At 50.1% G+C, this 26,011-nt stretch carries 18 protein-coding genes and 1 tRNA gene; 4 read left to right on the top strand and 15 right to left on the bottom strand.

The window, feature by feature from the left end:
- Position 1 precedes the first annotated feature (1 nt).
- The 8 genes from ACN0YN_RS03470 to ACN0YN_RS03435 all read right to left on the bottom strand — a co-directional run bounded on the left by ACN0YN_RS03470 (position 2) and on the right by ACN0YN_RS03435 (position 8,186).
- A complete protein-coding gene (locus tag ACN0YN_RS03470) occupies positions 2–1,336 on the bottom strand; it encodes a CpaF family protein (protein WP_417383596.1) in 1,335 nt (444 codons plus the stop codon).
- 205 nt (positions 1,337–1,541) lie between these two features.
- The gene (cpaB, locus tag ACN0YN_RS03465; protein WP_417383595.1) at positions 1,542–2,540 is read right to left on the bottom strand and encodes a Flp pilus assembly protein CpaB; all 999 of its coding nucleotides are present in this window, start codon (positions 2,538–2,540) and stop codon (positions 1,542–1,544) included.
- 134 nt (positions 2,541–2,674) lie between these two features.
- The gene (locus ACN0YN_RS03460) at positions 2,675–2,974 is read right to left on the bottom strand and encodes a hypothetical protein (protein WP_417383594.1); all 300 of its coding nucleotides are present in this window, start codon (positions 2,972–2,974) and stop codon (positions 2,675–2,677) included.
- Between the two features lie 158 nt (positions 2,975–3,132).
- Entirely contained in the window at positions 3,133–3,462 is a 330-nt protein-coding gene (locus tag ACN0YN_RS03455; protein ID WP_417383593.1) for a hypothetical protein, read from the bottom strand.
- 156 nt (positions 3,463–3,618) lie between these two features.
- The gene (locus ACN0YN_RS03450) at positions 3,619–3,945 is read right to left on the bottom strand and encodes a Flp family type IVb pilin (RefSeq protein WP_417383592.1); all 327 of its coding nucleotides are present in this window, start codon (positions 3,943–3,945) and stop codon (positions 3,619–3,621) included.
- A 441-nt stretch (positions 3,946–4,386) separates the two neighbouring features.
- Complete coding sequence (locus tag ACN0YN_RS03445) at positions 4,387–5,589, bottom strand: hypothetical protein (protein WP_417383591.1); 1,203 nt, start codon at positions 5,587–5,589, stop codon at positions 4,387–4,389.
- Positions 5,586–7,337, bottom strand: a complete 1,752-nt coding sequence (locus ACN0YN_RS03440) for a hypothetical protein (protein ID WP_417383590.1) — start codon at positions 7,335–7,337, stop codon at positions 5,586–5,588. Before ACN0YN_RS03440 ends, ACN0YN_RS03445 begins: the two co-directional genes overlap by 4 nt.
- A 243-nt stretch (positions 7,338–7,580) precedes the next feature.
- A complete protein-coding gene (locus ACN0YN_RS03435; protein WP_417383589.1) occupies positions 7,581–8,186 on the bottom strand; it encodes an HAD family hydrolase in 606 nt (201 codons plus the stop codon).
- Between the two features lie 312 nt (positions 8,187–8,498).
- Here ACN0YN_RS03435 and ACN0YN_RS03430 point away from each other — a divergent pair, with 312 nt between their 5' ends.
- Positions 8,499–8,996 (top strand): acetolactate synthase, encoded by a 498-nt coding sequence (locus ACN0YN_RS03430; RefSeq protein ID WP_417383588.1) that lies wholly within the window; start codon positions 8,499–8,501, stop codon positions 8,994–8,996.
- A gap of 14 nt (positions 8,997–9,010) precedes the next feature.
- Here ACN0YN_RS03430 and ACN0YN_RS03425 read toward each other — a convergent pair whose 3' ends face one another.
- Positions 9,011–10,045, bottom strand: a complete 1,035-nt coding sequence (locus ACN0YN_RS03425) for a Gfo/Idh/MocA family protein (RefSeq protein ID WP_417383587.1) — start codon at positions 10,043–10,045, stop codon at positions 9,011–9,013.
- Positions 10,046–10,216: 171 nt separating this feature from the next.
- Between ACN0YN_RS03425 and ACN0YN_RS03420 the strand changes: the two genes are divergently transcribed.
- Both ACN0YN_RS03420 and ACN0YN_RS03415 read left to right on the top strand, forming a co-directional pair.
- Positions 10,217–11,206 carry a zinc-dependent alcohol dehydrogenase gene (locus ACN0YN_RS03420; RefSeq protein WP_417383586.1) on the top strand — a complete coding sequence of 330 codons (990 nt, stop codon included), beginning with the start codon at positions 10,217–10,219 and terminating at the stop codon, positions 11,204–11,206.
- A gap of 53 nt (positions 11,207–11,259) precedes the next feature.
- The gene (locus ACN0YN_RS03415; protein WP_417383585.1) at positions 11,260–12,618 is read left to right on the top strand and encodes an arylsulfatase; all 1,359 of its coding nucleotides are present in this window, start codon (positions 11,260–11,262) and stop codon (positions 12,616–12,618) included.
- 27 nt (positions 12,619–12,645) lie between these two features.
- On the opposite strand, the gene ACN0YN_RS03410 is transcribed toward ACN0YN_RS03415, so the two are convergent.
- Both ACN0YN_RS03410 and ACN0YN_RS03405 read right to left on the bottom strand, forming a co-directional pair.
- Positions 12,646–14,133, bottom strand: coding sequence for a DUF1501 domain-containing protein (locus ACN0YN_RS03410; RefSeq protein ID WP_417383584.1), 1,488 nt, complete (start codon positions 14,131–14,133; stop codon positions 12,646–12,648).
- A gap of 59 nt (positions 14,134–14,192) precedes the next feature.
- Positions 14,193–16,616 (bottom strand): DUF1549 domain-containing protein, encoded by a 2,424-nt coding sequence (locus ACN0YN_RS03405; RefSeq protein WP_417383583.1) that lies wholly within the window; start codon positions 16,614–16,616, stop codon positions 14,193–14,195.
- Positions 16,617–16,970: 354 nt separating this feature from the next.
- On the opposite strand from ACN0YN_RS03405, the gene ACN0YN_RS03400 reads away from it, so the two are divergent.
- Positions 16,971–21,647, top strand: a complete 4,677-nt coding sequence (locus ACN0YN_RS03400) for a PQQ-binding-like beta-propeller repeat protein (protein WP_417383582.1) — start codon at positions 16,971–16,973, stop codon at positions 21,645–21,647.
- 58 nt (positions 21,648–21,705) lie between these two features.
- Here ACN0YN_RS03400 and ACN0YN_RS03395 read toward each other — a convergent pair.
- The 4 genes from ACN0YN_RS03395 to ACN0YN_RS03380 all read right to left on the bottom strand — a co-directional run bounded on the left by ACN0YN_RS03395 (position 21,706) and on the right by ACN0YN_RS03380 (position 25,967).
- Positions 21,706–21,776, bottom strand: a tRNA-Gly gene (locus tag ACN0YN_RS03395).
- Between the two features lie 78 nt (positions 21,777–21,854).
- Positions 21,855–23,393, bottom strand: coding sequence for an FAD-dependent oxidoreductase (locus ACN0YN_RS03390; protein ID WP_417383581.1), 1,539 nt, complete (start codon positions 23,391–23,393; stop codon positions 21,855–21,857).
- A 63-nt stretch (positions 23,394–23,456) separates the two neighbouring features.
- A complete protein-coding gene (locus ACN0YN_RS03385; RefSeq protein WP_417383580.1) occupies positions 23,457–25,124 on the bottom strand; it encodes a glycine--tRNA ligase in 1,668 nt (555 codons plus the stop codon).
- Between the two features lie 81 nt (positions 25,125–25,205).
- Entirely contained in the window at positions 25,206–25,967 is a 762-nt protein-coding gene (locus tag ACN0YN_RS03380) for a 2-phosphosulfolactate phosphatase (protein ID WP_417383579.1), read from the bottom strand.
- Between the last annotated feature and the right edge of the window lie 44 nt (positions 25,968–26,011).

Below are 26,011 nucleotides of genomic sequence, written 5' to 3'. Positions count from 1 at the left end.
TTTACTTTTTCTCAAAGATCTGCTGACTCAATTTAATTCCGGAGGCTTCCATGCGTTTCAGGCACAATGGACGGTATCCGGTAGCATAGAATTTTCCCTGTGCATTACCCTGGTCATCAATTCCCGTTTGTTCAAAACCGAAAATATCTTCTACGGTATAATCTCCCTGGCTGTTCAGTGAGATAATCTCGGAAACTTTTGTGATGCAGCGCTGTCCGCCCTTCAGACGAGACACATGCAGGATGATGCCAATACCATTTGCGATATACTGCCGGATCACAGGCAGAGGCAGATCGAACCCACTCATCGCTACCATCATTTCCAGGCGAGCCAGTGCATCGCGGGTATCATTGGCGTGAATGGTTGTCAGAGAACCTTCATGTCCCGTATTCATCGCCTGGAGCATGTCTAATGCTTCAGCGCCTCGCACCTCACCGACAATGATCCGGTCGGGTCGCATACGCAAACTGTTTTTCACAAGCTGTCTCTGTGAGATTTCCCCCACGCCTTCGGTATTGTCTACTTTGGTTTCCAGCCGAACGACATGCTTATGCTGCAAGATCAACTCTGCTGAATCCTCAATTGTAATCAGGCGTTCTTCACGTGGAATAAAATTTGACAGGGCATTCAACATCGTTGTTTTACCACTGCCGGTACCTCCGGAAATCAACATACTGATCCGGGAATCAACCACTGCAGCCAGGAAGTCGACAATCTCCGGTGTGACAGATTTTTTTTCGATCAGATCATCGATCTGCAGAGGCTTCGTTCCAAATCTTCGAATCGATAATGAGGGTCCGTTTAATGCCAGTGGAGGAATAATGGCATTAATTCGGGAGCCATCAGGGAGCCGGGCATCGACCATGGGATTGACTTCATCAATCCTGCGGCCCACGCGTGAAACAATCCTCTGAATAATTCGCATCAGATGCTGATTATCAGCAAAAATGACATCAGATTCCTGTAGTTGTCCCGCCTTTTCAATGTGTATTTCATAAGCATGATTCACCAGGATATCACTGACATCTGGATCCTGCATGAGTTGATCCAACGGCCCCAGCCCGAAGACCTCACTTAACAGTTCACCCAGCAGCCTCTCCCGGTCAATCCCTTCCAGCACTGAAGCATGATCGTCACAGATTTCCATTGCAACTGCTCGTACTTCTGCAGAGAGCTCTTTCTCTGAGATCTGGGCCAGCATGGACAGATCAAGTGAATCGACCAGTTCCTGATGGATGAGCACTTTCTGTTTCTGGAATCGAAGTTCGGCTTCCCTGTTCTCAGGAATGTAACTGATCGGCTCCACAAAAAGTTTTTTCGTACCAAGTGATTCCATGCTAAACCTAATATTGATGAAGATTTGTTTTTCAGGCTGCGAGAACCAACCGTCTGGTCATAGTTCCCTGTAAAATAATTCTGTAGCCACTGAAGTCAGTGCGCACCCTGAGCGTGGCATAGAGCTGTGCTCAAAGCTAACTATCAACGCTACTAACTGCGATCATCCGATAAAGAATCGAGAATGACACACTGTCTGGCAGATTTTACAGCCCGTTGGCAGGTGTCGAAATCTCTGAAGTTTTATTTTCGGATGGTTTCATAGTAGTCGTTGTTTTACCGGAGGGGATAACTTCAGAAGCAACTGGTGTCTCAATTGCATCAATCCAGTTCTGATTTTTGTATGCTCGGTTACCCTTGAAGTGCACTGTATGCAGACTGCCTCCACGATAGATATCCATGCTGGTAACGCGCTGGTTAGGCATAAATCCAAGAATATTGGAAAGTGTCAATCGGTCACTGGATCGCCCCGCTGAAACAACTTCCGTATTCTCGTCAGGATGGCGTAAAGCCAGACTTAATACACCGTGATCCTCGACCACTTTAAGAACCTTGCCTTGTTCGGGAGAAACCTCAAGCGTGACAGGATATTCTACATTACTCGCGCTTCCGACTTTATGTCCGGGGACAGCAAGATCACCCACCGCGAGGACTCGTACTTTTTCAAGAAGGGTAATCGTAGTTTCCGGAATCCCGTCTGTTTCGTTGGAACGGAACAGCACATCCACGATCGTTCCCGGTCGAGAAAAGCCGGCGACATTACCAATTTTGTGAATAGCGACGGTAACAGCTCGGTTTCCGGGTTCGAGGATTTCTGAAATCCCAGGTCCCATTCCGTTCGCAAACAAATCAACTGTGTGAAAAGGTTCTCCAGCTTTGATCGCCGATTTGAGTGTTCGTCCCGCGATATACTGAGTCATCAGAATACGCTGCTTGCCTTGAGATTTCGCGTCAAAACGTTTGGCAAGCATTTCGGGAGAGATCCGCAGCAATGAGATATCATCGAGCGAAAGAGTCTGCCCCGGAACCAGGTCGCGTGAAGCAATAGGAAGAACCATTTTCTGTGGTCCTGCAGGTGGATCTTCTGCCAAAACGAAAGGTTTTGGCTTTTCATGAAGAAACTGCCTCACAGTATATGCTGCGCCTAGACCTAATAGGATTGCGAAAATCGCTGCCGTCATCGTTCCTGGACTAATTTTTGCCACGCTAACTTCCCTGAAATCTTCGGATATTGATATGTTTGTTCGATTCCAACTATTGTCAGCCTTCAGCAGACGTCAGATGAAATACACTCTTGTTCTGTTCGATTACTGTCTGAAATTGTATTCAACTACTCTGTTTATTCGCCTTCGCCAGACGCGGATATTGTCAGATCGAGACCGGCAGGTGCAGCACCATCTGGATCACTCACACTGCTGGAATCAATATACTCGCTCGTTACACCGTTGAATGAATAGCTGTAAGACTGATCAAGACTCTCAATTGCAACGGCCATATCACCAAACTCCTGAACGATCTGATCGCGTAGAGTTACAATACCTGGCAGCAGACCTAAAAGAAGAATTGTCATCAACAATACCGTTGCAAATGGGGAAACACTCCCACCTTCTTCATTCCACAATTGAGAAGCAATTCTCATTCCAACACGAATCCCGTCTGAATATAATCTAGACTGATATTTTACTAACACTCACAACTCAGGCATCTTATGTGCCAAAGATGAACGACTTCAAAAATTATCTGTTTTCGGAGGGGCGTCTCCGAAAACAGATAATAAAGATCACGAGAAGACAAGGCTTAGCCTTCGCCAACTGTAGCTGCCTGCTGCACGAAGATGCATTCTGGTTCAGTACCAGCACCATCTACGTTGGTATCACAGAAGTCTGTCAGGTCAGCGAACACGGAACCAGCTGTGCTGGATGTATGTCCTGTAACACCTGAAAAACTGTAGCTTTGATTAATGTTTGAAATAGCTAATGCAAGGTCACCCAATTCCTGAACAACCTGATCACGAACGGTGGCCAGACCAACAACAACACCCAGTACCAGGATTGTGCCAATCAGTACGAGTTCAGATGAGACAACAAAACCGGCCTCATCATTCCAGAACTTAGAAAGCATGTTCATTCTAACTCCTCATTATTTTGTGAACTGATTTAACAGTTCGTTTGAACATATTGAAAAAAAATTGAAACATAGTCGCTGCAAATTAAATCAGAGAATAACCCACGTTTTTCCACTGACTTTAAAATGCATTTTCATCTCAGCAGAAGATACAAGATCTTATGCACCTTCTGGTTCAGCTGTTACGATGGTGATACAGTGAGCGAAAGTACCACTGCCGTCTTCGTCAGCATCACAGAAGTCTGTGTTGTCATTGAACAACGACCCTGATGTGCTGGACGAGTGACCGGTAATTCCTGAGAAGGAATAGCTCTGGTTACTGTTAGAAAATGCAGCGGCAACGTCTGCAAGTTCCGCGATTACCTGATCGCGCAGTGTAGTCAGTCCGACAATCATGCCAAGAACCAACACAGTAGCGATCAGCACTAATTCTGTTGAAACGACGAAACCATTTTCATCATTCCAAAACTGCTGAAACATCTTCATTCGTACTCCTCACATAGATCAAATGGTTAATGCATACCCGATGCACCGCAAGAAAATGCGGTTCTCAACATCCGAGTAAATTAACTCGTCTACACACGCCCTGCGCAGACGTTGCAAAAATACAGCAGACGATGTGCCATTTTGACCCACAATACATATTTTTCGCATTTCCACTCCACAATGCATCTTGCGCCTTCTCACAATATCTGAAAATAACATCACGAACGGTAAAATCCGCAATTTTCGATTTATGCAGTGATTCCAGTAAATTTCGAATTGACTGTTTACCAGAGAATGTTACGCCAAAATCATGTTTCCAATTGTTAACATCCTGAAACAAAGTGTTTCCCAGGATGCACAAGCGGGAACAGACGTATTCTCGTCACTGTCATTCAGATAAAGAGAAGCAGGGATCTGGGTTCAGATTATGCGTGAACGCTATCAAAGGGCTTCAACGCTCTGACTTGATAAGTCAACCTGAAAGGGAAACTTCCCACGCCAGAGAGCCAGCGCACGTCCCGCATGAGACAGGAAGGTATAGCTGCTTTGAATCTCAGATTCAGGCATCTGCTGGATGGTTTCCACAAGCCAGTGTCCGGCTTTCTGTAGCGTCTCATCGGGAGGTAAAACCTCTGGAGGTGCCAGAGACCACCATTCCATAGCATGCCCGGTTGCCAGCACTCGACGCGAGTCTGGAGCGAACTTCTTCTCCGATTCCAGATCCAGAGGTTGCGCATCCCAGTTTTTATCCCAGAACCCTTCCTCTGACTGATTTTTAACCAGCACGCTGGTGATTCCCTGCAGGTATTTCACGATTTTTTCACGACCTGCTTTCGTCAGAATCGGAGTCTGTTCATCCACTCTGAGCAGTATCACCAGTGCATGTAATCGGTGATTTCCATAGCAGACCCCTTTAACAGGTGGCTGTCGCATGATCCGCTCGGAGATCAGATCGAAATTGATGTTTTGTCCCTCAGTCGTCATCCAGTCCCGAGCGGAATTGATATAGAGCGCAAATACGATTGCAGACCATTCGTATTCCACCTGGTTCAGCGAGAAAGAACGCATCGCTTCCTCGATCATCGCAGACAGATTCGTCTCTCCCTCAGATGTGACAACCGGATAATCAGAAGCCGTTCCGACCTCTGCCAGAGTAGCAAGAGTATGATCTTCATGGCTTGATGTCTCCAAACCTTCCTGTACACGGACCCTGACACCAAATTGATTATGAACTAACAACGGATCGGTCTTTTCCCCCCAGGCGTCACCGAATCGGCGGTGATCCAGTAAAAGATCCCGCATTTCGATACCGGATAGCGAACGGGGATCATCAAATTCCGCTTCAATTCCCCAGAAACGCAATGCATGATCCACGTGATTAGTCTGGGGTGATTTACCCCGGAATTTGGGTCTCAATCGGTTCAGTACCTTCACGAGATCCTCGTCTGAAACAATCTCCGGCCGATCATACTGAGGTGTCACCGACAACGGTGTCAGGCGTATTTCCGGCAGCTGCTTTTGCTGTTCCCAGCTCTGGAAACGCATCGCTCCCCAGGTGATCACGACTCCAATCAGCAGCAGATGAAAACAGAGAAAACCTGTCAGTTTCAGTTTTGATTTCAAGGACATAACCTGTGGACTCATGGTTGCACCTCCTGTTTTTCTTCAACCGTTTTTTCGTCAACAGGTTGTTCTTCAGACGGTTTTTCCTCCTGTTCAGCAGCAGCAATTAATTCCGGTTCTCGTGAGACCACCAGACTTAAATCGTCCTCATAAACCACTTTGTAGCCTTTCAGTCGACGAACCTGTTTATCCAGTTGGACCTGTTTTTCTTTATGCACGATAAATGTGGTTACCGCATATTTTTCTGCAACCGATTGCCAGTTTCGATTGGCTCTGGCAATCCCCAGATAATCCTTCCAGACTCGAGGGGGAGTCAGATGCACCGCATTTGTCGTCATGAACACATTCATTCCTTCAGGTCCATCCCAGACCAGCCAGTCTCCCCACCATTGCGGATTCCAGACTTGTCCCTGGGGAGGGTGTTCTCTTAAAAATTCGGTCAATTTCCGGGGAGTTCCCTGGCTGTAAACTTTGTCCAGCGGCCTTGGTTTTCCGCCAAACAAAGGTGTCGCAATATTAGAGAATGCAAATCCAAACCAGACAATCAGCACACACACCGCTGTGATGACTGGGGTTTTTCGGGACCAGAAAGAAAGGGACTCTTTAGAGTCCTCATTCGAATCAGGAAGCTGTAACTCCCTCCGGGGAGTCACATTCGCCAGATGCGGAACCATGGCATAGACAAAAACCACGGAAAACCAGCCGATCATTCTCACTCCCATAATCACGGCCAGTGAAAGCAGCCCTACGCGCAGGACATCTGCCGTCCGGATGGTTTCCCGACTGTGGCGATACAGTCCCAGCATCAGCACCCACGAAACACAGAACCAGATTCCTTCGGCGTCCCTGAATTCGAGAGGTTCCCACTCCAGCACGTCTTTCAGGTTGGGATTTCGTGGAAATGTCAAAGAATTGAGGAACAGATCCATATGATAAGGATTGAGAAGTGCCCCACAGACAGATAACTCTGTCACCACCAGCCAGCGTCTGACCCAGGGATCACGACAGACCTGCACCAGGCTTCTTGTTCGCCAGCCCACTTCCAGGACTCTCCCCAGAAATTGCAGCCCCAGAATCGCCAGACCAACGACAAAAGATCCATGCAGGTTTGCCCATGCCAGGAAAATGAGTGGAATTCCCAGATAAAGTGCCAGCAGCAAAGCCCAGGGAGCTTTTTTGCCAGGGTTTCCGGTGTTTTCGTCTGAATGGGCCAGTCGATCCCAGACATCATATTTCTCAGACCAGGCCATGATCACCAGCATCATCGCAACGCACAGTGTTCCAAAAATCTCGGGTCGAATAATGGCAATGCGGCTGGAAGAAATGACCACCAGTAGAAATGACGCCAGAGTACTGATCCCGACTCGGCCTGTTTTCAGATAAAAAGCCAGCCAGAACAGCACATGGGTCGTGAATACAGTTAAAGCAAAGACATAGGATAAACCTCGTACGCCAAACGCTTCATACACTTTGGCAAAGAAAACCTGTGAAAGCCAGGCGGCATCAATGCTTTTTACCCCTTCTGCCAGGGAGAGAAAAGGATCGTAAACGGGCAGACTCTGATGAGCCACAATCCATTCTCCATAAGAAACGTGGCCCCAGATATCGGAATAAAAAATATGCACGTTGCCAAAGTAGAAAAACAGTAGTGCAAACCAGAGACAGGTCACCAGTTGGGGCCATCCCATTGAGAACATTTCCCGGTAAGACCGCTGCTCACTGTCAGGATGTTGTGACTCCAGAGTCTCCGGATAAGAATCGACCGACATAACGCATTCCACTATTTGAAAAGAACGGCAAGTTCTGAATATACGCCGAAAATCGAGGAAACCGGGGGCGCACCTCGAAACTTCGGTTACCGTATACCGCAAACAATGTTCCAAAGAGTGGAAACGACTGTCCATAACCAGAGAGAGCAGGGAGGTAGCAGCTAAGAATGCTGAACATTCTGTTAACCGGAGGTTTATTCGGCTAACATTGCGAAACATCATCCGGATGCAGAGCAGTTTCACTCAGACCCGGATGTCCCGCTGCGCCAGCTGTTGAATCAGCGTCTCGGTGTCAGTAAAAACTTCTGCCTGCAGCCCCAGTTGGCGCGCCTGACTGATATATTCGGGAATATCATCCGTATAAAATGCTTCTGCTGGCGCACACTGAATCTTTTCCAGCGCACATTCGAAGATAGCCGGTTCCGGCTTGATTGCACCGGCAGTGTAAGACGTGACAAAGTCATCAAATCGCTGCAGGACCTCGTATTCTTTCCAGATGAACTCAAAATGAGAAACACAGGTATTCGACAGGAGAACCAGTCGATACCCCTGAGTTTTTAAGGAATCCAACACGGGAATGATGGTGGTGTTGAGCTCAAAAATGTCTGAGCCGGCGGTCAACAACTCATTAAAATCAATGTTTTTTTCGACAGTCTGTTCGAACCAGCTGTGAAATTCAGCCGGAGATAGCTTACCACGCTCGTATTCCCACTGAACCCCCGATTCAATCAGCAGGTTCTGGATCTCCGTCCGGGATCGATCGCAGAGTCCCCCCATTTGTTCACACATCTTATCATGTGAAAAAAAAGCGAGCACATTCCCCATGTCGAACAGAAAAGTACGTATCAATGCAGAAACTCCCGGATTCAGGCTGATTTTTTAACGCTCGAACCGGAACATGGTCCAATTCTCATGCGAATCATAGAGATCTCCCTGATAGATTCCAGAGGAATTTGATCCGCAGAGACTTATTTCCTCAGCCGGGGAACCAGAGAAGTGACCTCTTATTGACGCTATCGAGTTATTTTCTTAAATTGCCGGTAGATAAGAACTTGATGAGAGCCGAATATTCTGGTTCTATCACGCTGCAAGTTCAGGTTCGAATGATGTTCTGTGCCGTCTTTCAATCCTGATTTGTTCACATCGTGGAGAGAATAATAGATGGAATTTGAAGATCAATCTTCCTACCCCACCGGGGAACCAGGCAAAGAGTGGCCTTGCCTGCGCCAATTTTGTGTGTTTATGGAAAACCGGGTCGGGTATCTCCATCAGCTATTAAAACTGCTGGAAAAATTTGATCTCAGAATCATCGCCTTAAGTACCGTCGATTCCGTCGATGTGGCCATGAGCCGCATTGTACTCGACAATTACGAGCGGGCCCGGGAGATTTTTGAACTCTCCAACTACACCTTCTTTGAAAAAGATCTGATCGGCGTTGAACTTCCCGATGACACACAGCCTTACATGCGAATCTGCCTGTCGCTGCTGCAGGCGGAAGTAAACATCGATTACACCTATCCGCTGCTCTATCGCAGACATGGACGAGGCGCGATCGCCTTATGCGTGGATGATATCGATCTGGGAATCAGAACCTTATCGGAGCAGGGCCATCGCATCATTACAGAGAAAGACCTGAAAGACGACGACGAATACATTTAAGGGAAAATCGTCGCTCAGTTTTGTGGAATCGACTGGGTCTTTCCGGTCCTGTCTGCTTCATAAAAAGCATAAATCGTTCTGATGATTCTCAAACTCTCGCGGCTGGTAAGCAACGGAGACTGATCATTGGCAACTGCCAGAACCGCTTTCTCGACAGCGGGAGTATAGCCGCGCGGCTCAGTCGATTTGTCAAATTTCAATGTTTTACCATTGTGATTCAACGTCCATTCCAGATGACGCTCTTCAAATGGGAGCATCTCCAACCAGCCTTTGCTTCCCCAGATTTTAATCATCGACTGGTATCCCTGTTTCATATAATAACCCGCCGTCAAGGTTCCCAGAAAACCGGCAGCGTAACGAAACGAGAGTGCCGCTGAGTCTTCCACATCAATGGGCTGGCCTCCTACCAGAGCAGTAAACCCTGCGACATCCGTAATGGAAGACTCCGTCAGATACATCGACAGATCAAGCCAGTGAATCCCCAGCCACGATAAAAAGCCGCCCCCCGCCTGATCCTTGTGGGCATACCAGCTCTTGTGATAAGCAGGACTTGTCAGCCGTGTCTGATCTGCCAGCAGAGTCATTTCCACACCGTAGATCTTTCCCAGCGAACCTCCCTGAATCAAAGACCGGGCAAACTGGATTTCCGGATTCAATCGATTCGCCAGGGCCAGTGATAAATGCAGATGTTTGCTTTCCGCCTTCTGAACCAGGGGCTCGAACTGCTCCACACTCAGACAGGCCGGTTTCTCTGAAAACACATGACAGCCATGATCCAATGCCAGATTGATGGCCCGTGGTGCCTGACTGGCCTGCATCGTCACGAGTGCCATATCGGGTTTTTCCTGCTGAAACAGCGTTTCAGGTTTGTCATACACGGCAGTCAATTTTGAACCAAGTTGACTTCGCGCCGCTTCCACCTGAGTCTGCCCGGGATCCGACAGGACCACCTCTTTGACCGCTTTGATCTCTTTCAAAGCCGCAAAGTAAAGGCTTAAATGTGCGCCCGTTTCATTCGTGAGTACCGCCACAGTGATCTGCTTGTCCATTCTCAGGCTCCTGTCTCAATGATGCTTTGCTGACGCAGCGCAGTGGCTCAACATTGCAATTTAAGCTGTATCGTATATTTTATATTACTATACCCATTCCGCATGACTGCTTCCAGAATTGACATCTTTTTCCGGGACAATCATGGATTCTCATTTTTCAGGATCAGTTCATTGTTAGCCAGCCACCTTGTCGCTCCCGGAAAAATCGAACTCATCGAACTCCCCGAACCCGAATTATCACCTGTCAGCAAAGCAGAATCAGGTCACGGCGAAATTATCTTCCAGCCGGAAACCACCTGCCTATGCGGTTCTGACTTACCGTACTTTACAGGCAGCGATGAATGGGAAATCGAAATCGGCCACTCACTCCATGAAATGATCGGCACCGTCACAGCCACCAATGGTCAACGCTGGAAGACAGGGGACCGGGTCCTGGCGGTTCCCGTCATGCAGCAGGGGCTCAGGGAACGATTCATTCTGGATGAAACGCGAACCATTCCCATCGCCACCAATATCCCCGAAGAACATGCTTTGATGGCCCAACCTCTGGGAACGGCCCTGTTCGCTTTGAAAAAACTTCCTAACCTGCTGGACAAGACAGTCGCCGTGGTCGGGCAGGGACCGATGGGACAATTAATGAATGCGGCCCTCAGCAATATGGGAGCACGAGAAATCATCGGAATCGATCTGCTTGAATCCCGATTGCAGGTCAGCCCCTCCATGGGTGCAACCGCCACGATCTGCAATCAGCACACGGAACCTGTTACCGCAGTCAGAGAAATCCTGAAAGGGGAACTGCCTGACATCGTCATCGAAGCCGTCGGTCATGCCGACCAGCAGTTAAACCTCTGCATCGAACTCTGTCGACAGGCAGGCAGTATTCTTGTATTTGGAGTCCCGCCGGAAACCATCGACCAGGTGCGTCTCCGCGATCTGGTCTTCAAAAATATCACCGTTTATTCCAGCATGAACCCCGACTTTAATTACGATTTTCCACTGGCGATGCAATGGCTCGCGGAAGGTCGCATCGACGTCACGCCAATCATCACACATCGGTTCCCACTGGCTGAGATCCAACAGGCATTTGAACTGTTTCGCGATCGCCGGGATGGCGCTATCAAAGTCATCGTTGAATTCCCGGCTTTAAAACAATCTCGATAAATATTCATCGATAACACACTCTCAATAATCATTCACTCAGTAACAGGTTTGTAATGCTATCCATACTCTGCCCGCGACGGATTCTGTTTCTAATACCAGTGTTTTTCCTGTTCGTGATTTCGTTTCAAATACGCGCTGAAGCAGCCACGAAGCCCAATATCATCTACGTCATGGCTGATGATCTCGGTTACGGAGACCTGGGCTGCTACGGTCAGAAGGTCATTCAAACTCCCCATATCGATCAGCTGGCCAAAGAGGGGATGCGGTTCACCAGTCACTATTCCGGACATACCGTCTGTCGCCCTTCGCGACTGGTTTTACTGACGGGCCAGCATAGCGGACACACCCCCATCAGCCAGAATGAACAATACGTTTTCCCGACAGGCACCACGACAGTCACCACGCTTTTAAAAGAAGCAGGCTACACCACAGGAGGTGTCGGTAAGTGGGCACTGGGACTTCCTCAAACCAGTGGTGTTCCCAGTCAGCAGGGATTCGATTTCTGGTTCGGATATCTGGATCAGGGAAATGCTCACAATTATTATCCCGAATATCTCTGGAAGAACGAACAGAAAGTTGTCCTGCCCGGAAACAAAATCGGTCCACAGAAACGGGTCTCTGTCAATCGCGAGACCTACTCACATGATTTATTGACCCGGGAAGCATTCCAGTTTATCCGCCAGAACGCCAATCGACCTTTCTTCCTGCAGGCACACTACACGATTCCCCATGCCAATAATGAAGGAGGCCGCGCAGTCAATGATGGCATGGAAGTCCCCGAATATGGAATCTACGCCGACAAAGACTGGCCCACACCTGAAAAAGGATTCGCCGCCATGATCACGCGGCTGGATCGGGATATGGGAACTCTTGTCGCGCTGCTGAAAGAACTGAAACAGGAAGACAATACCGTTATCTTCTTCACATCCGATAACGGACCTCACCAGGAAGGAAATCACAAGGTCGAATTCTTCAACTCAAACGGACCGTTACGCGGTTATAAACGCGATCTGTACGAGGGTGGAATCAGGGTCCCACTGATCGTCAAATGGCCCGGGAAGATCAAGCCCGACACCACAACAGACCACATCAGCGCTTTCTGGGACTTTCTGCCTACAGCCTGCGATCTGGCTGGAGTCGAATCCCCCCAAAACATCGACGGCATCTCTTATTTGCCGACGCTATTGGGACAGCCACAGCCCACGCATGAATCCCTGTACTGGAAATACCGGGGGAAGGAAGCGTTACGTGAGGGGCAATGGAAAGCAGTCCGCACAGGTCCCAATAAACCACTGGAACTCTATAATCTGGAAACGGATATCGGAGAACAACAGAACGTGGCTGACCAGCACCCGAAAATCGCAACCCGCCTGCAGCAGCAGATGAAACAGAGTCAGACAACGTCGGATTAAAGGATAACAGGTCAAAAAATCCGAGGTCTAAATAATCTCATGAATCGGCTCTGTATGCTCCACTCCGACCAGCTTCTGATCCAGACCGCCATAGAAATAGGAGAGCCGGTTCGGATTGAGGCCCATCTGGTTCAGGATCGTGGCATGCAGGCGTTTGACATGAAATGGCTTCTCGACTGCTGCGGCCCCCAGTTCATCGGTCGCACCGACAGAGACGCCTCCTTTAATCCCACCTCCGGCTGTCCACATCGTGAACCCGGCTGAGTTATGATCGCGGCCCGTCCCTTTCGCGTATTCCGCGGTCGGCTGCCGGCCAAATTCTCCCCCCCAGACAATAATGGTATCGTCAAACAGCCCACGGGCCTTTAGATCCTTGATCAACGCCGCGATAGGCTGATCCGTGTTTCCCGCATGATAACTGTGATTTTTCACCAGGTCGCCGTGTGCATCCCAGTTCGCATCGTTATGGTTGCCTCCAGAGTAAAGTTGAATGAACCGAACTCCCCGTTCCACCAGCCTGCGTGCCAGCAGACATCGACCGCCAAAATCAGCCGTACGAGGATTATTCAGACCATACATTTCCTGGGTCTGCTTCGTCTCAGAAGCCAGGTCAGCCGCTTCAGGTGCATGCTGCTGCATTTTGAATGCAAGCTCATAACTGGCAATGCGGGCCGCCAGTTCCGAGTTACCAGCCCGGGTCGCTTCATGCTTTTCATTCTCAGTCTTCAAGGCATCCAGTAATTCCCGCTGCACAGCTTTGGACATACCTTCCGGGCGACGCAGATCGATCAGAGGTGCACCTTTCGAACGCATCGTCGTTCCCTGGTAAGTCGCCGGCATAAAACCACTCGACCAGTTCTTCGCTCCACTGATCGGTCCGCCGGTCGGATCGAGCATCACGACATACCCCGGTAGATTCTCATTCTCAGTTCCCAGTCCATAATTGAGCCACGAACCAAGACTGGGAAAACCGCTCAGAATGCGCCCCGAATTCATCATCAGCATCGCCGATCCATGGATGGGTGAATCGGCCGTCATTGATTTCAGAAATGCAATGTCATCCACACAGGTCGCCAGATGCGGAAACAGTTCAGATACCCACTGACCTGATTCGCCATATTGCTTGAACTTCCACTTGGGTCCCACCACGCGGCCCTCGTTTTTTTCACCGCCACGTCCCTTGGTTTTCACGGCGACCGTCTTGCCGTCCAGGCCATACAGTTTGGGCTTGTGGTCAAACGTATCAACATGACTGGGACCGCCATACATAAACAGGAATATGACGCTTTTGGCTTTGGGCTTGAAGTGAGGATCTTTGGGAGCCAATGGATTCTGATACTGGCTCACCCCGTCCGCAGCAAAAGCCTGTGAGTTCAAAAAACCATCTGCAGACATCATCCCCGTTAAAGCGACTGACGCAAAGCCACCACCGGCTTCCCACAGAAACTCCCGCCGGGTGCGACGACAAAATTGTGCATGTCCGTTCTGTTGATTTGCCTGTTGCTCTAAAGCCATCGTCGGTCCTCTTCAAGCATCGAGTCTTATGATTCGGGTTTCAGTAACCGGAATCGCTTTTAATCCAGATAGACGAACTCATTCCGATTCAAAATCGTCAGACAGAAATAATCCAGTGCCTGTTTCTCTTTCAGGGAATGTTTTTCCATCAATCGTTTAATCAGTTGTACGCCGTCATCGACTTCACCTGTATGCGGCGTACGTCCATATGCCAGGCGAATTGCCCGCGTCACAAATGCGGGATATTCGGTTCCCACTTCTTCAATCAGTCGATCAGCAAACAGTTCTGCCTGTCGATTGGTAAACTGACCGTTAATCATTCCCAGTGCCTGAGCCGGTTGTGTGGTCACAAAACGAACTGCACAGCTGCTGTCGGTATCGGCAAAATCAAAGTTGAAGAGCAGGGGAGTTACCAGTGAACGCTTTACAAAAATATAAACGCTCCGTCGGGATCGTTCTTCTTCCGACGAATCGCCCCAGCCTTTGCCCGGCTGAGACTGTCCCTGCAGGACTTCCTGAGAAATCAACGGATAAATACCAGGGCCATACATTTTCAGATTCAGGCGGCCATTCACCGCCAGCATGGAATCGCGTACTTCTTCTGCACTCAAGCGCCGCATGTTGAACCGCCAGAACAGATCATTGGCGGGATCGATGGCAGCCGCCTGTTCCGAGTAGCGGGATGACATCTGGTAGGTATTCGACATAAGTAGCAGCTTATGAAACGCCTTGAATTTCTGGCCCCCTTTGACGAATTCCAGAGCCAGCCAGTCCAGCAGTTCCGGATGCGTGGGAGGCACGCCCAGTTGCCCGAAATTATTCGGCGACTGCACAATTCCCCGGCCAAAATGATGCTGCCAGATCCGATTGACAATCACACGCGAGGTCAGCATGTTGTCCTCATCTGCAATCCATTCTGCCAGCACACGCCGCCTGCCCGAAGTCTGTTGATCTTTTCCGGGTTGGGGGATTTTCACTTCTGTATCACCGAAGATTTCCGGAAAACCTGGTTCCACTTTTTCGCCCCGCACATGCGGATTGCCCCGCAGCAATACGAAGGTCTCGCGGGGTTCTTTCAGACTCCGTCTGACGCTGAGTGCCGCTTTCCGCGCCGGTAGTTTTTTGCGTTCTGCTTCCAGCTGCTTTAATTCTTCTTTCAGCCCCTCATAGGTCTGGCTTTGTTCCGGTTCCAGATATTCCGCCAGTTTTTCTTTGAGCAGCTTGCCCCGTTCTCGGGTTTCCGATCTCCGCTGGTCAACGCCGGGCATCTTTTTGATGGCCGTCTCTTCGATGCCGTGCATTTTTTTCTTCAGTTCGTTTTTCTGCTGATCGTATTTCGCATACTTTGCCGCCAGTTCAGGAGTAGTAATATCCGTCTGGTTGAACGAGAGCTGATCTCCACGCGTCCCGTAAGAATTCAAACCATGAAAAAATGCCATAAATCGATAATAGTCTTCATGCGGAACCGGATCGATTTTATGTTCGTGGCAGCGGGCACAGTTTAAGGTCAGCCCCAGAAAGACCTGACTGGTTGTAGAAACGATGTCGTCCAGTTCGTTGTAGTAACTCAGCAGAGGGTCTGCCGGCTCGTCATCCCACAGACCCAGACGGTAATAACCGGTCGCAATGATCGTGTCATTCGTCACCTGATCGAGTTCATCCCCGGCCAGTTGTTCTTTGATAAACTGACCGTACGGTTTATCTTCGTTGAAGGAGCGAATGACATAATCGCGAAATCGCCAGGCATTGGGCTTGTTTCCATCCCGTTCGAAACTGTTCGTATCTGCATAACGCACCAGATCCAGCCAGTGACGCGCCCAGCGTTCCCCATACCGGGCGGAAGCCAGCAGGCGATCGACCAGTTTCTCGTACGCATCCGGAGAAGTGTCATTCACAAACTGATCGACTTCTTCCGGAGCAGGAGGCAAACCAGTCAGGTCAAAATAGACGCGGCGGATTAAAGCCACGCGATCAGCAGGTGGAGCAGGGCTCAGCCCTTTGGCTTCCAGTCCGGCCAGAATAAAAGCATCAATCGGATTTTTAACCCACTGACTCTGGTTGGGTTCAGGGGGATTTTTTCGCACTGGTGGTTGAAAGGCCCAGTGTTTTTTCCATTCCGCCCCCTGCTGGATCCAGTTCTTGAGAATGTCTATCTGTTCCGGTTTGAGACGTTCCCCCTCGGGAGGCATCTGCAGACTGTCGTCTTTTGATGTGATTCGCGCGATCAGCTCACTCTGTTCCGGATGATTCGGTACGACAGCTGTCGCCTCCGATTCCAGTTTTTTGAATGCCAGCTCGCTCTGATCCAGGCGTAACCCCCCCTCCTGAACATCGGGTCCATGGCAGGAGTAACAGTGTTTCGCCAGCAGGGGTTGCACCTCCTGCGTAAAATCAACGGGCGTTTTTCCCGCCTGTTTCACCGGGATTTTATTCGTTTCAGCGATGCCCGGCGTGGTTCCTGTCAGACCAGACCACAGGAGCATTCCGCAAACAGCTTTTAAGAAGAATCTGAGTCTGCAGTGATTGAAGCATGGCATGCGGTTCTGTCTCTCCCGACTGTACAGTCTTCAGTGATGGAATCAATACATTCCGTAATCTGTCCAGGAACTGTTTCTCCTATTGTCGGTGATTCACATAACTTATGTCAATTCAACAATCAACAACACTAACTTATTTCCTGTACTTGTCATGCGGTGATTCTCTATATTAAAGAGGAAGGCCTCCTTTTCAAACTAGTCTGTCTGTTTCCCTACTGATTGTGTTATAATGTTACCGCCTGTGTTCGGTGATGCGCTTGATGGCAGGCACCTGTTTCTGATCTGAGGAGAATCCGCAGGATGAATCGATTATTTCCTCCATTCTCGGGGATGAAGTTCCCGAAGAATGCCTCAACCAGAATCTTGCTCTGCCTGGGTGCGGTTCTGTTTTACCCCTGTTTCTATCTACTCTCAGGTGAAAAACAGAACAGTCAGCCATTACTGGCATTCCTCGACCCGCCCGAGCAGAAAGAAGTCCCGGACCAGAGCGAGCCCGAACAGTCAATCTCTGAGGAACGCGAAGCCTTAATCCATCGAATTTACAGAAATCGGAATCTGCAGACTCAGTTTGAACGAGCCGAGCAGAAATTTCAGGATCGCGAGTTCACTGAAGGTGCACTCCAACTGGAAAAACTCCTGGATCACCAGGAAGATTACTTCTTCTGGTCCGATGATCAGCCACGCCCTGTGAACTTCCGCGAACGAACCCGACAGCTGTATTCCCGGTTTTCGCCGCGCTCACTGGCGGACTACGAACGTATCTCCGGTCCCCAGGCAAACCAGCTGTTACAACAGGCGCGGCAGACAAATGACCTGCGACTGTATGAACTGCTGGCACTACGATTTTTCCCGTTGCGCGCCGGTTTTGAAGCGCTGAATTATTTAGCCACCCATTATATGGAACTGGGGAACTTCGATTACGCCGCACGTTACTGGGATCTGCTGCTTGAAAGCCGCCTGCAACAGTCGCGTCTGGAAACGGTACACTTACTGAAAGCCGCGCTGACCTATCAGCAGTCACAACAGCACGAAAAAGCCAATCGGATTCTGGAAGCCTACGGAGCAACCAACGTCATCGTCTCCGGCAGAACACTACCGCTGGAACAGGCGCTGCAGATTCTGGACACTGCACTCGCTGGTAATTCCTCGCAAAAGACAACCGACTGGCTTGTCTCGCAGGGGAATGCAAAACGTAATCAGTCCGTCGACGCCAGTCTGCCTTACCTGAATCCGGTCTGGAGCCATCCTGTGGGATTAACCAACAAGGACCGTCCCCTGGAAACCTTACGAAACTGGGAGACCAAACAGTTTCGCGAAAACCTCTCGACCGCCGTTGTAAATCAGCCGATCGCTGCAGGTGACCTGGTTATTTATCGCGATTTCAAAGGAATCCGCGCGGTCGATCTGAATTCCGGGGAGACATCCTGGCTGTTTCAAAGCGCAGGCAGTCTCAGCCAGTTGATCGATCAACTGGAAGAACACACTCCGTCACACTCAACCTATTCCCAGAATCTGCCACTGGAAAAGTTTTATAATTACAATTCGATCTACGGTTCTCTCAGCAGCAACGGTCGATTTGTCTTTGCGATTGATTACCTGCCGGATACGCTGCCGCCGGCGCAGATCAACATGGGACTGCGTCGATCGACGTCTCATTTTTCTCTGGTCTCCCAGAAGGGGAACCGGCTGGTGGCGCTCCCTTTGAACGGGAAACCGTCTGCAACCAGCCAGAATGCATCACATTCTGCTTCACCTGCAGCTAACAAAACAACAGCCACGCAGACTAAACCAGCCTGGAGCATTGAAGGCTACTACTTCCTGGGCGCACCATTACCCGTCGGAAATTATATTTACGCCATCGCCGAACACCACAGTCAACTCTCCGTGCTGTGCATCAACCCGCAAAACGGTGCCATTCACTGGAAACAGGGGATTGCCTTTGTGAATCAGCCGATTTTCACAGATCGGACACGCTCTTATATGCATTGCCCAATGACCAGCAGCCAGGGGGTTCTGATCTGCACGACCCAGATGGATACTCTGGTCGCCATTGATGCAACGAATGGCGATCTTCTCTGGAACTATTATTACGGTGATGGAGACCAGTACCGCCGGATTTCACAGAAACGGTATTACCGACCGGTCTCCTTTGGCCATCCCGGTCTGTCGAGTGCTCCCCTGATTGATCAGCATCGGGTATTTTATCTTCCCACAGGTTCCCCCTATATTCATTGTGTCGATATAAATACCGGACTCCCGCTCTGGGAAGAAGTTCATCGCGAAGATGCAGAATACATCGCCGCAGTGGTCGACGAAACCGTGCTGGTTGTCGGATCGGACTATTGTCGTGGTCGGCACATAGAGGATGGAAGAGAACTCTGGCATCTCCATGTAGGTCCCGTGACCGGCAAAGGCTTTCTGTCACAGCAAAACTACCTGCTGCCTATCAAAACAGGGAGCGTGCTCAGCATCCATGTTCCCACGGGAAAGGAATCCGGATTTACTTTAAGTAACACCACACAAATCACAGAGATTCTGAACCGTGATTTTAAACAGAAACTGCGTCAGGGCGCTGCATACGCCCATCAGAGTCTTTCGCAGCAATCAAAAGACAAACCCCTCCAGCACAACTGGTATCCCGGAAATATCATCGCACATCAGGGCAAGGTGATTTCTTTGGGTCTCTGGCAGATCGATGCATTTCCACAGGCAGAAGCCCTGCTGGCCAGTTTACCAGGCATCGATCGCGAGAGTCTGAACTCTCCCCAAAATCAGAGCGACCAACTGCTCAAAGCAGAACTGGAACTGGCGTTGGGCAATTTACCCAGCGCACAACACAGGCTGGAGACACTCCTCTCAATCTCAACGACTGCCAACGTGAAAACACGTTCTGAGGCCCTCCTGCGGGAACTGCTCTATGCCGAATTGAACCAATCGACTCAGGACGAATTTCAGATCCTCGCGAAACTCGAACGACTGGCCACCACTCCGCAGGAACGCGGACGCTACCTTTCACGCAAATCACGGTATCTGCTGGAACAGGAAAACTATCAGGCTCTGATGGAGGTCGCCGAGGAATTTAAGAAAATTGAAGTCAAGCATCCGCTGGCAATGGCAGGGGATACCGATCACCTGGTTACCACCAAAAGTCTGATCGCCGGTCTGATGGAAAAAGTGACTGAGAAAGCAGATCGAGCAGACCGTGAAGCATTGGATGCAACAATTACGGAAGATCAGCAGGCCGCTTTGAAAGATGGTTCCATCCCTGTATTACAGGCATTTCTCGACACCTACGGCAGCTGGTCGCAGGCTGTCGAAGTCCGCAGTACCCTGGCTGCCCGACTGACTGAACAGGGGCAAATCCAGCAGGCAGAATTTCTGCTGATGCTCAACCGCAGTGATCCCGATGCGCAAATCGCAGCCAACGCCACTTACGAACTGCTGGAACTCTGGCAGACAGCGGGTCTGCCTCATGAAGCGGCTGCGTTACTCGAAGAGCTTGATAAGAAATATGCTGAAGTCACCCTCGATACCGGCATCACCGGAAAGCAGTATGTCAACCGCTTTGATCGAGGCTCACAGACCTGGACCATCTTCCAGGCGATGCAGCCTCTACAACGGGAGGTCTCACACCTGATCATCAGGCAGAGCGACCTGGGAACACCTCCACCGGAAACCAGAAACACATATAAAAATTATGAGCGGAAGTTTCTACCACCGCCGGAAATCTCTCAACTGCTGCTGAAATCCGGCGGACAACTGCATGTAATCAACAAGCACGCTGGACTGACGATTGGAAAGATCGAAGTTTCAGATCGTATTTCCTACCCTTATCATTCACAGAACACCCGTGTCGGTCATTTCATTCCACTAGGCAGCACCCGCAAGATTCATGGAGTCTCACTGCTGCAACTGGATGAAGAGATTTCGACGCCACTCTGGACACAGGAATTTGAGGACTTAAACACCTCACAATCGCTCTTTTACGTTGGTCCTTCCGGGCCGCGAGTCTGTGTTTTCCAGTGGGATAACCGCTTGTTCGGATTAAATCCAGCCACCGGGAAAGTCTTGTGGGAACGCAGGAATATCCCTTCCAAATCAGGCTTCCTCAGTGATTCCAGCAAAGGGCTGATCGGTGATCAGCAGGCGCTGGTTGCCTTTAACATTAATCGTACAAACTACGACGTCTATAGCACGATTACCGGCGAACTGATTCGAAAAGGCGAGCTGGATTTGAACAGCCGATCCCGCCATGTCTTCGGCCGCAAGCTGTTCTACGAAACAACATCGACCACAGAAAAACGTGTTCGCCTCTGGGACCCTCTGACTGATCAGCACCTGCTTGACGAACCGGTTTCGAACACAGGCTTCTCAACTCAGATCTCTGAGACAGAGCTTGCCATTCTGCTGCCTCCAAACCGGCTGCGGATTCTCAATGTAGAAACCGGTGAGACGATCATCGAATCGATCATCCCCGACGAATACCTGAAAAGCCTCAATAAATTTATTGGCTTCAAAGATCAGGAACGCTACTACTTCAATTTCTCCTACACGACGCCCCGCAGGCGATCTCCCCAGAACGATTTTTATGTCAGCGACTCTTTTCTGAATGTGGTGCATGTCGACAATGATTTAATCAGCATCGACGGGAAAACGGGGCAGATTCTCTGGAGCCGCAATCTTCCCAAACGTTCCTGGGTCGATACCTCACAGTACCAGCTCCCGTTCCTGATCTTCATGAGCAAAATCCGGACAGAATCCCGAACCCGCAGCTATTCCTTCCTGCTGGAAGTTCTTGATGCCAGAACGGGTGACACGATCGGCTTTAAAGACAACATCCTGAAAGATACAATCCTGCAACTGCAGATCGATCCCCGCTTTCACAAAATCATTTTACAGGGAATGCACAGCGCGATTGAAATCGACTTCAGCGATAAAGCGAATTCCCTGGAGAGTCTCTTCGATAAGCCACTCTGATCCCGAACAGGTAGATATTAATCGCAGGTGACGAAGAGCAGGGAGTCTGAACAGAAAGAGCGGCTGAAGGGAATCGAACCCTCGTCACCAGCTTGGGAAGCTGGGGTAATACCATTATACGACAGCCGCTGAACTCCGAAGAGACAGCGTAAACACCACACTGGTTCGGGTCAAGCAATCCTGCAGACAGTGAGCTCAGAATTTCAATTAACTTTTCACCTGCTGGTTTTCACCAGAACGAATCAGTTCCAGTTGTTTCGCGACCTCAGGGAAGGGGACTTCGTGAGGCAGTTTCTCAGTCGTTGCCGCCAATGCAGAAGCCACCCCGGCCGCCTCGCCCATCGCGACAGCATTTCCGGTCACCCGATAACTGCTGTGTGCGATAAAGTCGCCACTGATACAGCGCCCTGCCATCATCAGGCCGGTCACATCCCGGGCAATCAGTGCCCGCAAAGGGATATCATAAGGCTTGGATTTGAACGGTTTCTTTTCGATGGCTTTTGTTTTGCCTGGATTGGTGGAATGCACGTCAATTCCAAATCGTACGTGGCAGATACCGTCTTCGAACCGCGCGCCGTTTTTCAGATCTTCACTGGAAACGTAATAACGCCCCAGTATCCGGCGTCCTTCGCGGGTGCCGATCTGTTCTGCAGTCGCAATAATCTCAAGATTCGTCCAGGGATCTCCCAGTTTTTTCAGACTGTTGACCAGTTTGTGTACTTCGCGCCGCGCCTGTAATGTCGCATCAGTGACATGAGCGGCATCAATGGCCAGTGTACCGTATTCATGATTGGCCATCATCGCAAACAGCCCGTCCCGAACCCGAAATATCGTCGGCCCCCCATAAGAAGGGTCGATGCCCGCCCGCTGAAATTCTGCCAGCAGGTTTTTCTTCGGGTTCCCCAGATTCCGAGGTTCTGCATCGCCTCTTACGAACTGAGCAATCCCATCTAACGTTACCCCTGTCAGCAGAACCATCAGACTCATCGGCTGAGTCAACCCGGTACCCGGCTGACCAAATTCATAACCGCAGCCTGCCTGTGCCGCCAGATCGCCATCGCCGGTACAGTCGATGAAGGCCTTGGCGCGCCAGGCCTGCCGCCCTGACTTAGATTCGGTTACGACCACTGACAGACGATTATTAATGTCTGTTACCGCTCCCACCACGCGGGTGTGCAGTTGAATCTTGACCCCCGCTTCCAGCAGCAGGTCTTCCAGTAACAGTTTGGTTTTTTCCGTATCGTAAGCGACCGAACCATTCTGCAGGGTATTGCTGGCTCCCCGTTCTTCCAGCTTCTGCAGCAGTTCACGCATGATGCCTGGCTTATTCTGGGCATCAATGATCAGCGTTAATGCGCCGGCCGTCCAGACACCGCCGATACAGCCATTGACTTCCAGCAAGCGGGTTTTGGCACCACTGCGGGCAGAAGCCAGAGCCGCAGCAACCCCGGCAGGACCACCACCACAGACGATGACTTCATCTTCCTCGACAATCGGAATATTCCGGGCTGCTTCGTGAAAGACTTTGCCGTCCGGAGAAACCCAGCCGCTGGTACGAACGTGCCGTGCCGTTGAATTCCAGACTGACTGACCACCACCGTCAAGCAGCAGCGTATTTGACGGACGCGTCACGCCATCGACCACCGGTTCTTTTGCAGAAGCCGCATTCGCACCGGCCAGAAAAGCAGCTGTACTGCCAGCGAGATATTTGCCGAACACACGGCGGTCCATATTTTCGTTGGCCATAACAGACTCCTCTTCATTCAATATTCAATTTGCAGGAAACATTTTCGATCCGGGCAGATTCATTCAGCCATAAATTCGTTTATGGATCTCTGTAACGACATCGTCGATCGGAATCCTCACCTGTTCCAGTGTATCACGATCACGCAGTGTCACACAGTTATCCTGTTCTGTATCCCCATCCACTGTCAAGCAGAAAGGAGTTCCAATCTCGTCCTGACGACGATATCGGCGTCCGATGGCTCCCTGTTGATCGTAAACCGCTTGAATTCCGGCTGATTTCAGACGCTGGTAAATGGACGAAGCGACTTCGGGCATGCCCGCTTTTTTGATCAGCGGAAATACGGCCACTTTGACAGGAGCCAGTCGCGGATGGAACCGCATCACCGTTCGCGTCTGCATTTCACCTTTTTCATCCGGTTGTTCATCTTCGTAATAGGCTTCACACAGAAACGCCAGCGTTGCCCGGTCGGCACCGGCAGCCGGTTCAATCACATGCGGAATGAACCGTTCGCGAGTCTGATCATCAAAGTAGGTCAGATCCTTGCCACTCCCTTTGTACTTAGGCTGACCATGCTCGTTCTTCTCGACGACCAGTTGATCACCTTCACGGACCAGCTTACCTTCCATATGCGAACGCAGGTCGAAGTCACCACGGTGAGCAATTCCTTCCAGTTCTCCATATTCATTCTCTTCCATGAACGGGAAGGCATACTCAACGTCAGCTGTCCCGACAGAATAGTGTGCCAGTTCTTCCTTAGTATGATCGCGCAGAATCAGATTGTCTTCTGCAATCCCATGCTTGATGTACCAGGCGTAGCGACGATCCCGCCAGTATTGGTACCACTCAAACGATTCATCCGGATGACAGAAGAATTCCATTTCCATCTGCTCGAACTCGCGCGAACGGAAGATGTAGTTCCGGGGCGTAATTTCATTTCGGAAACTTTTACCGATCTGTGCGATCCCGAAAGGCACTTTCACGCGCCCACTGTCGACCACATTTTTGAAGTTCACAAACATCCCCTGAGCAGTTTCCGGTCGCAGGAACGCGGTTCCTTCTTCACCTGAGAGCGCACCGATGATTGTTTTGAACATCAGGTTGAATTCGCGAGGCTCGGTCAGTTCGCCCCCAGTTTCAGGACAGCGTGCTTCCAGCTTTCCGGTCATGGGAATATTCGCGTCTGCCATTTTTTTCCGATATTCCATCAGATTACAGACGGTAATCTGTGGCGTTTCACTGGCGTCCAGACCTTGTTCTTTTTCATATTCGGCAATCGCTTTTTCCAGGCGTTTGCGTTTGGTTTTCGATAGTCCTTCTTCGCCGATATCAGCCATATAGGTTTCACAGGCAACCGGAGTCTGATCCGCAGCATAAGCAACGGCCACCGACACATGGTCGACACGAAACCGGGCTTTGGACTCCTTGGAATCGACCATAAAGTCATGAAACAGGTCAAAGTGTCCGGAGCTTTTCCAGACGCTGGGATGCATGATGATCGTGGTTTCCACACCGGTCATGGAGAACGGCTTCGGTGCCCCTTCCGGCGCAACCAGTTCGTTGTGGGTGGTAATCATGTCAGACCACCAGGCTTCTCTCACATTCCGTTTGAGCTCCACTCCCAGCGGACCATAATCCCAGAACCCCTGCAGACCGCCGTAAATTTCAGACGACTGAAAAATAAACCCGCGCCGTTTACACAACGCTACGATTTTCTCCATCTCTTTTTTCATTGTTCTGGTCTTTCCCTTTTGTCTTCAGTAAGACACTCTCGTAAAACGAATTTATGATTACTTATTTAAGACAGCAGCGATTCAACCTGCTGAAGATAACATGATTTTTCCCGATTCGTGACAGTACTCAGGCAGTGCCGAGTAACGATCACATTCGGAGCATAGTCGAATATCCTCTTCAAAGCCACGTTGAATCAGATTTCGCCCCCCCTGACTGGCACGCATCGCAGTCAGCAATCCCCCCGGACCGCTGACCTGCGTTTGATAATAGTCGACGACCATTCTGCTTGCATCATCCAAAGTCAGATTCCCGCCGGCAATTTCCTGTAATCCAGCAGCGATCGCGCCTGCACACAGACAGTCTTCCCCGGTAATGGCTCCATCTGTTCCCGCGCAGACCAGGTAAACCACACCAGCACGTTGACTCAATTCTTTCACGACTGCAGACAGATTCAAAAACGAACCAATCAGGATCCGACTTGCCTGAATCGCACGTTTCAAAGCCCGCGTTCCATTACTTGTCGTAAATACGATCTGTTTTCCTGAGACCACATCGGCAGAGTAACGGGCAGGGGAGTTATCCAGATCGAAACCTTCGATCATGACTCCCATGCGTTCTCCGCCAAGTAAAACACCTGAATCAGAAGTTTCAATCAGTTTACCAGCGATCTCCTGGGCTTCCTCAATTTCCTGACAGGGAATGACAGCAGCGGCACCGGAATGCAATGCTGTCGTAATCGTAGAGGAAGCGCGAAGAATATCGAGGATCACGGCAGTGCTCCCCGAAAAGTCTTCCGGTTGTGAAAACACAGGCAGTAAGCAGGTTCGAATTTCATCAGGCATGGCTGATCGAGCACATTCTTTCAATGCTTAAGGGAACTCGGGGG

The sequence above is a fragment of the Gimesia sp. genome, from assembly GCF_048260065.1.
GTDB lineage: Bacteria > Planctomycetota > Planctomycetia > Planctomycetales > Planctomycetaceae > Gimesia.
This window is presented reverse-complemented; position numbering and strand designations above follow the sequence as displayed.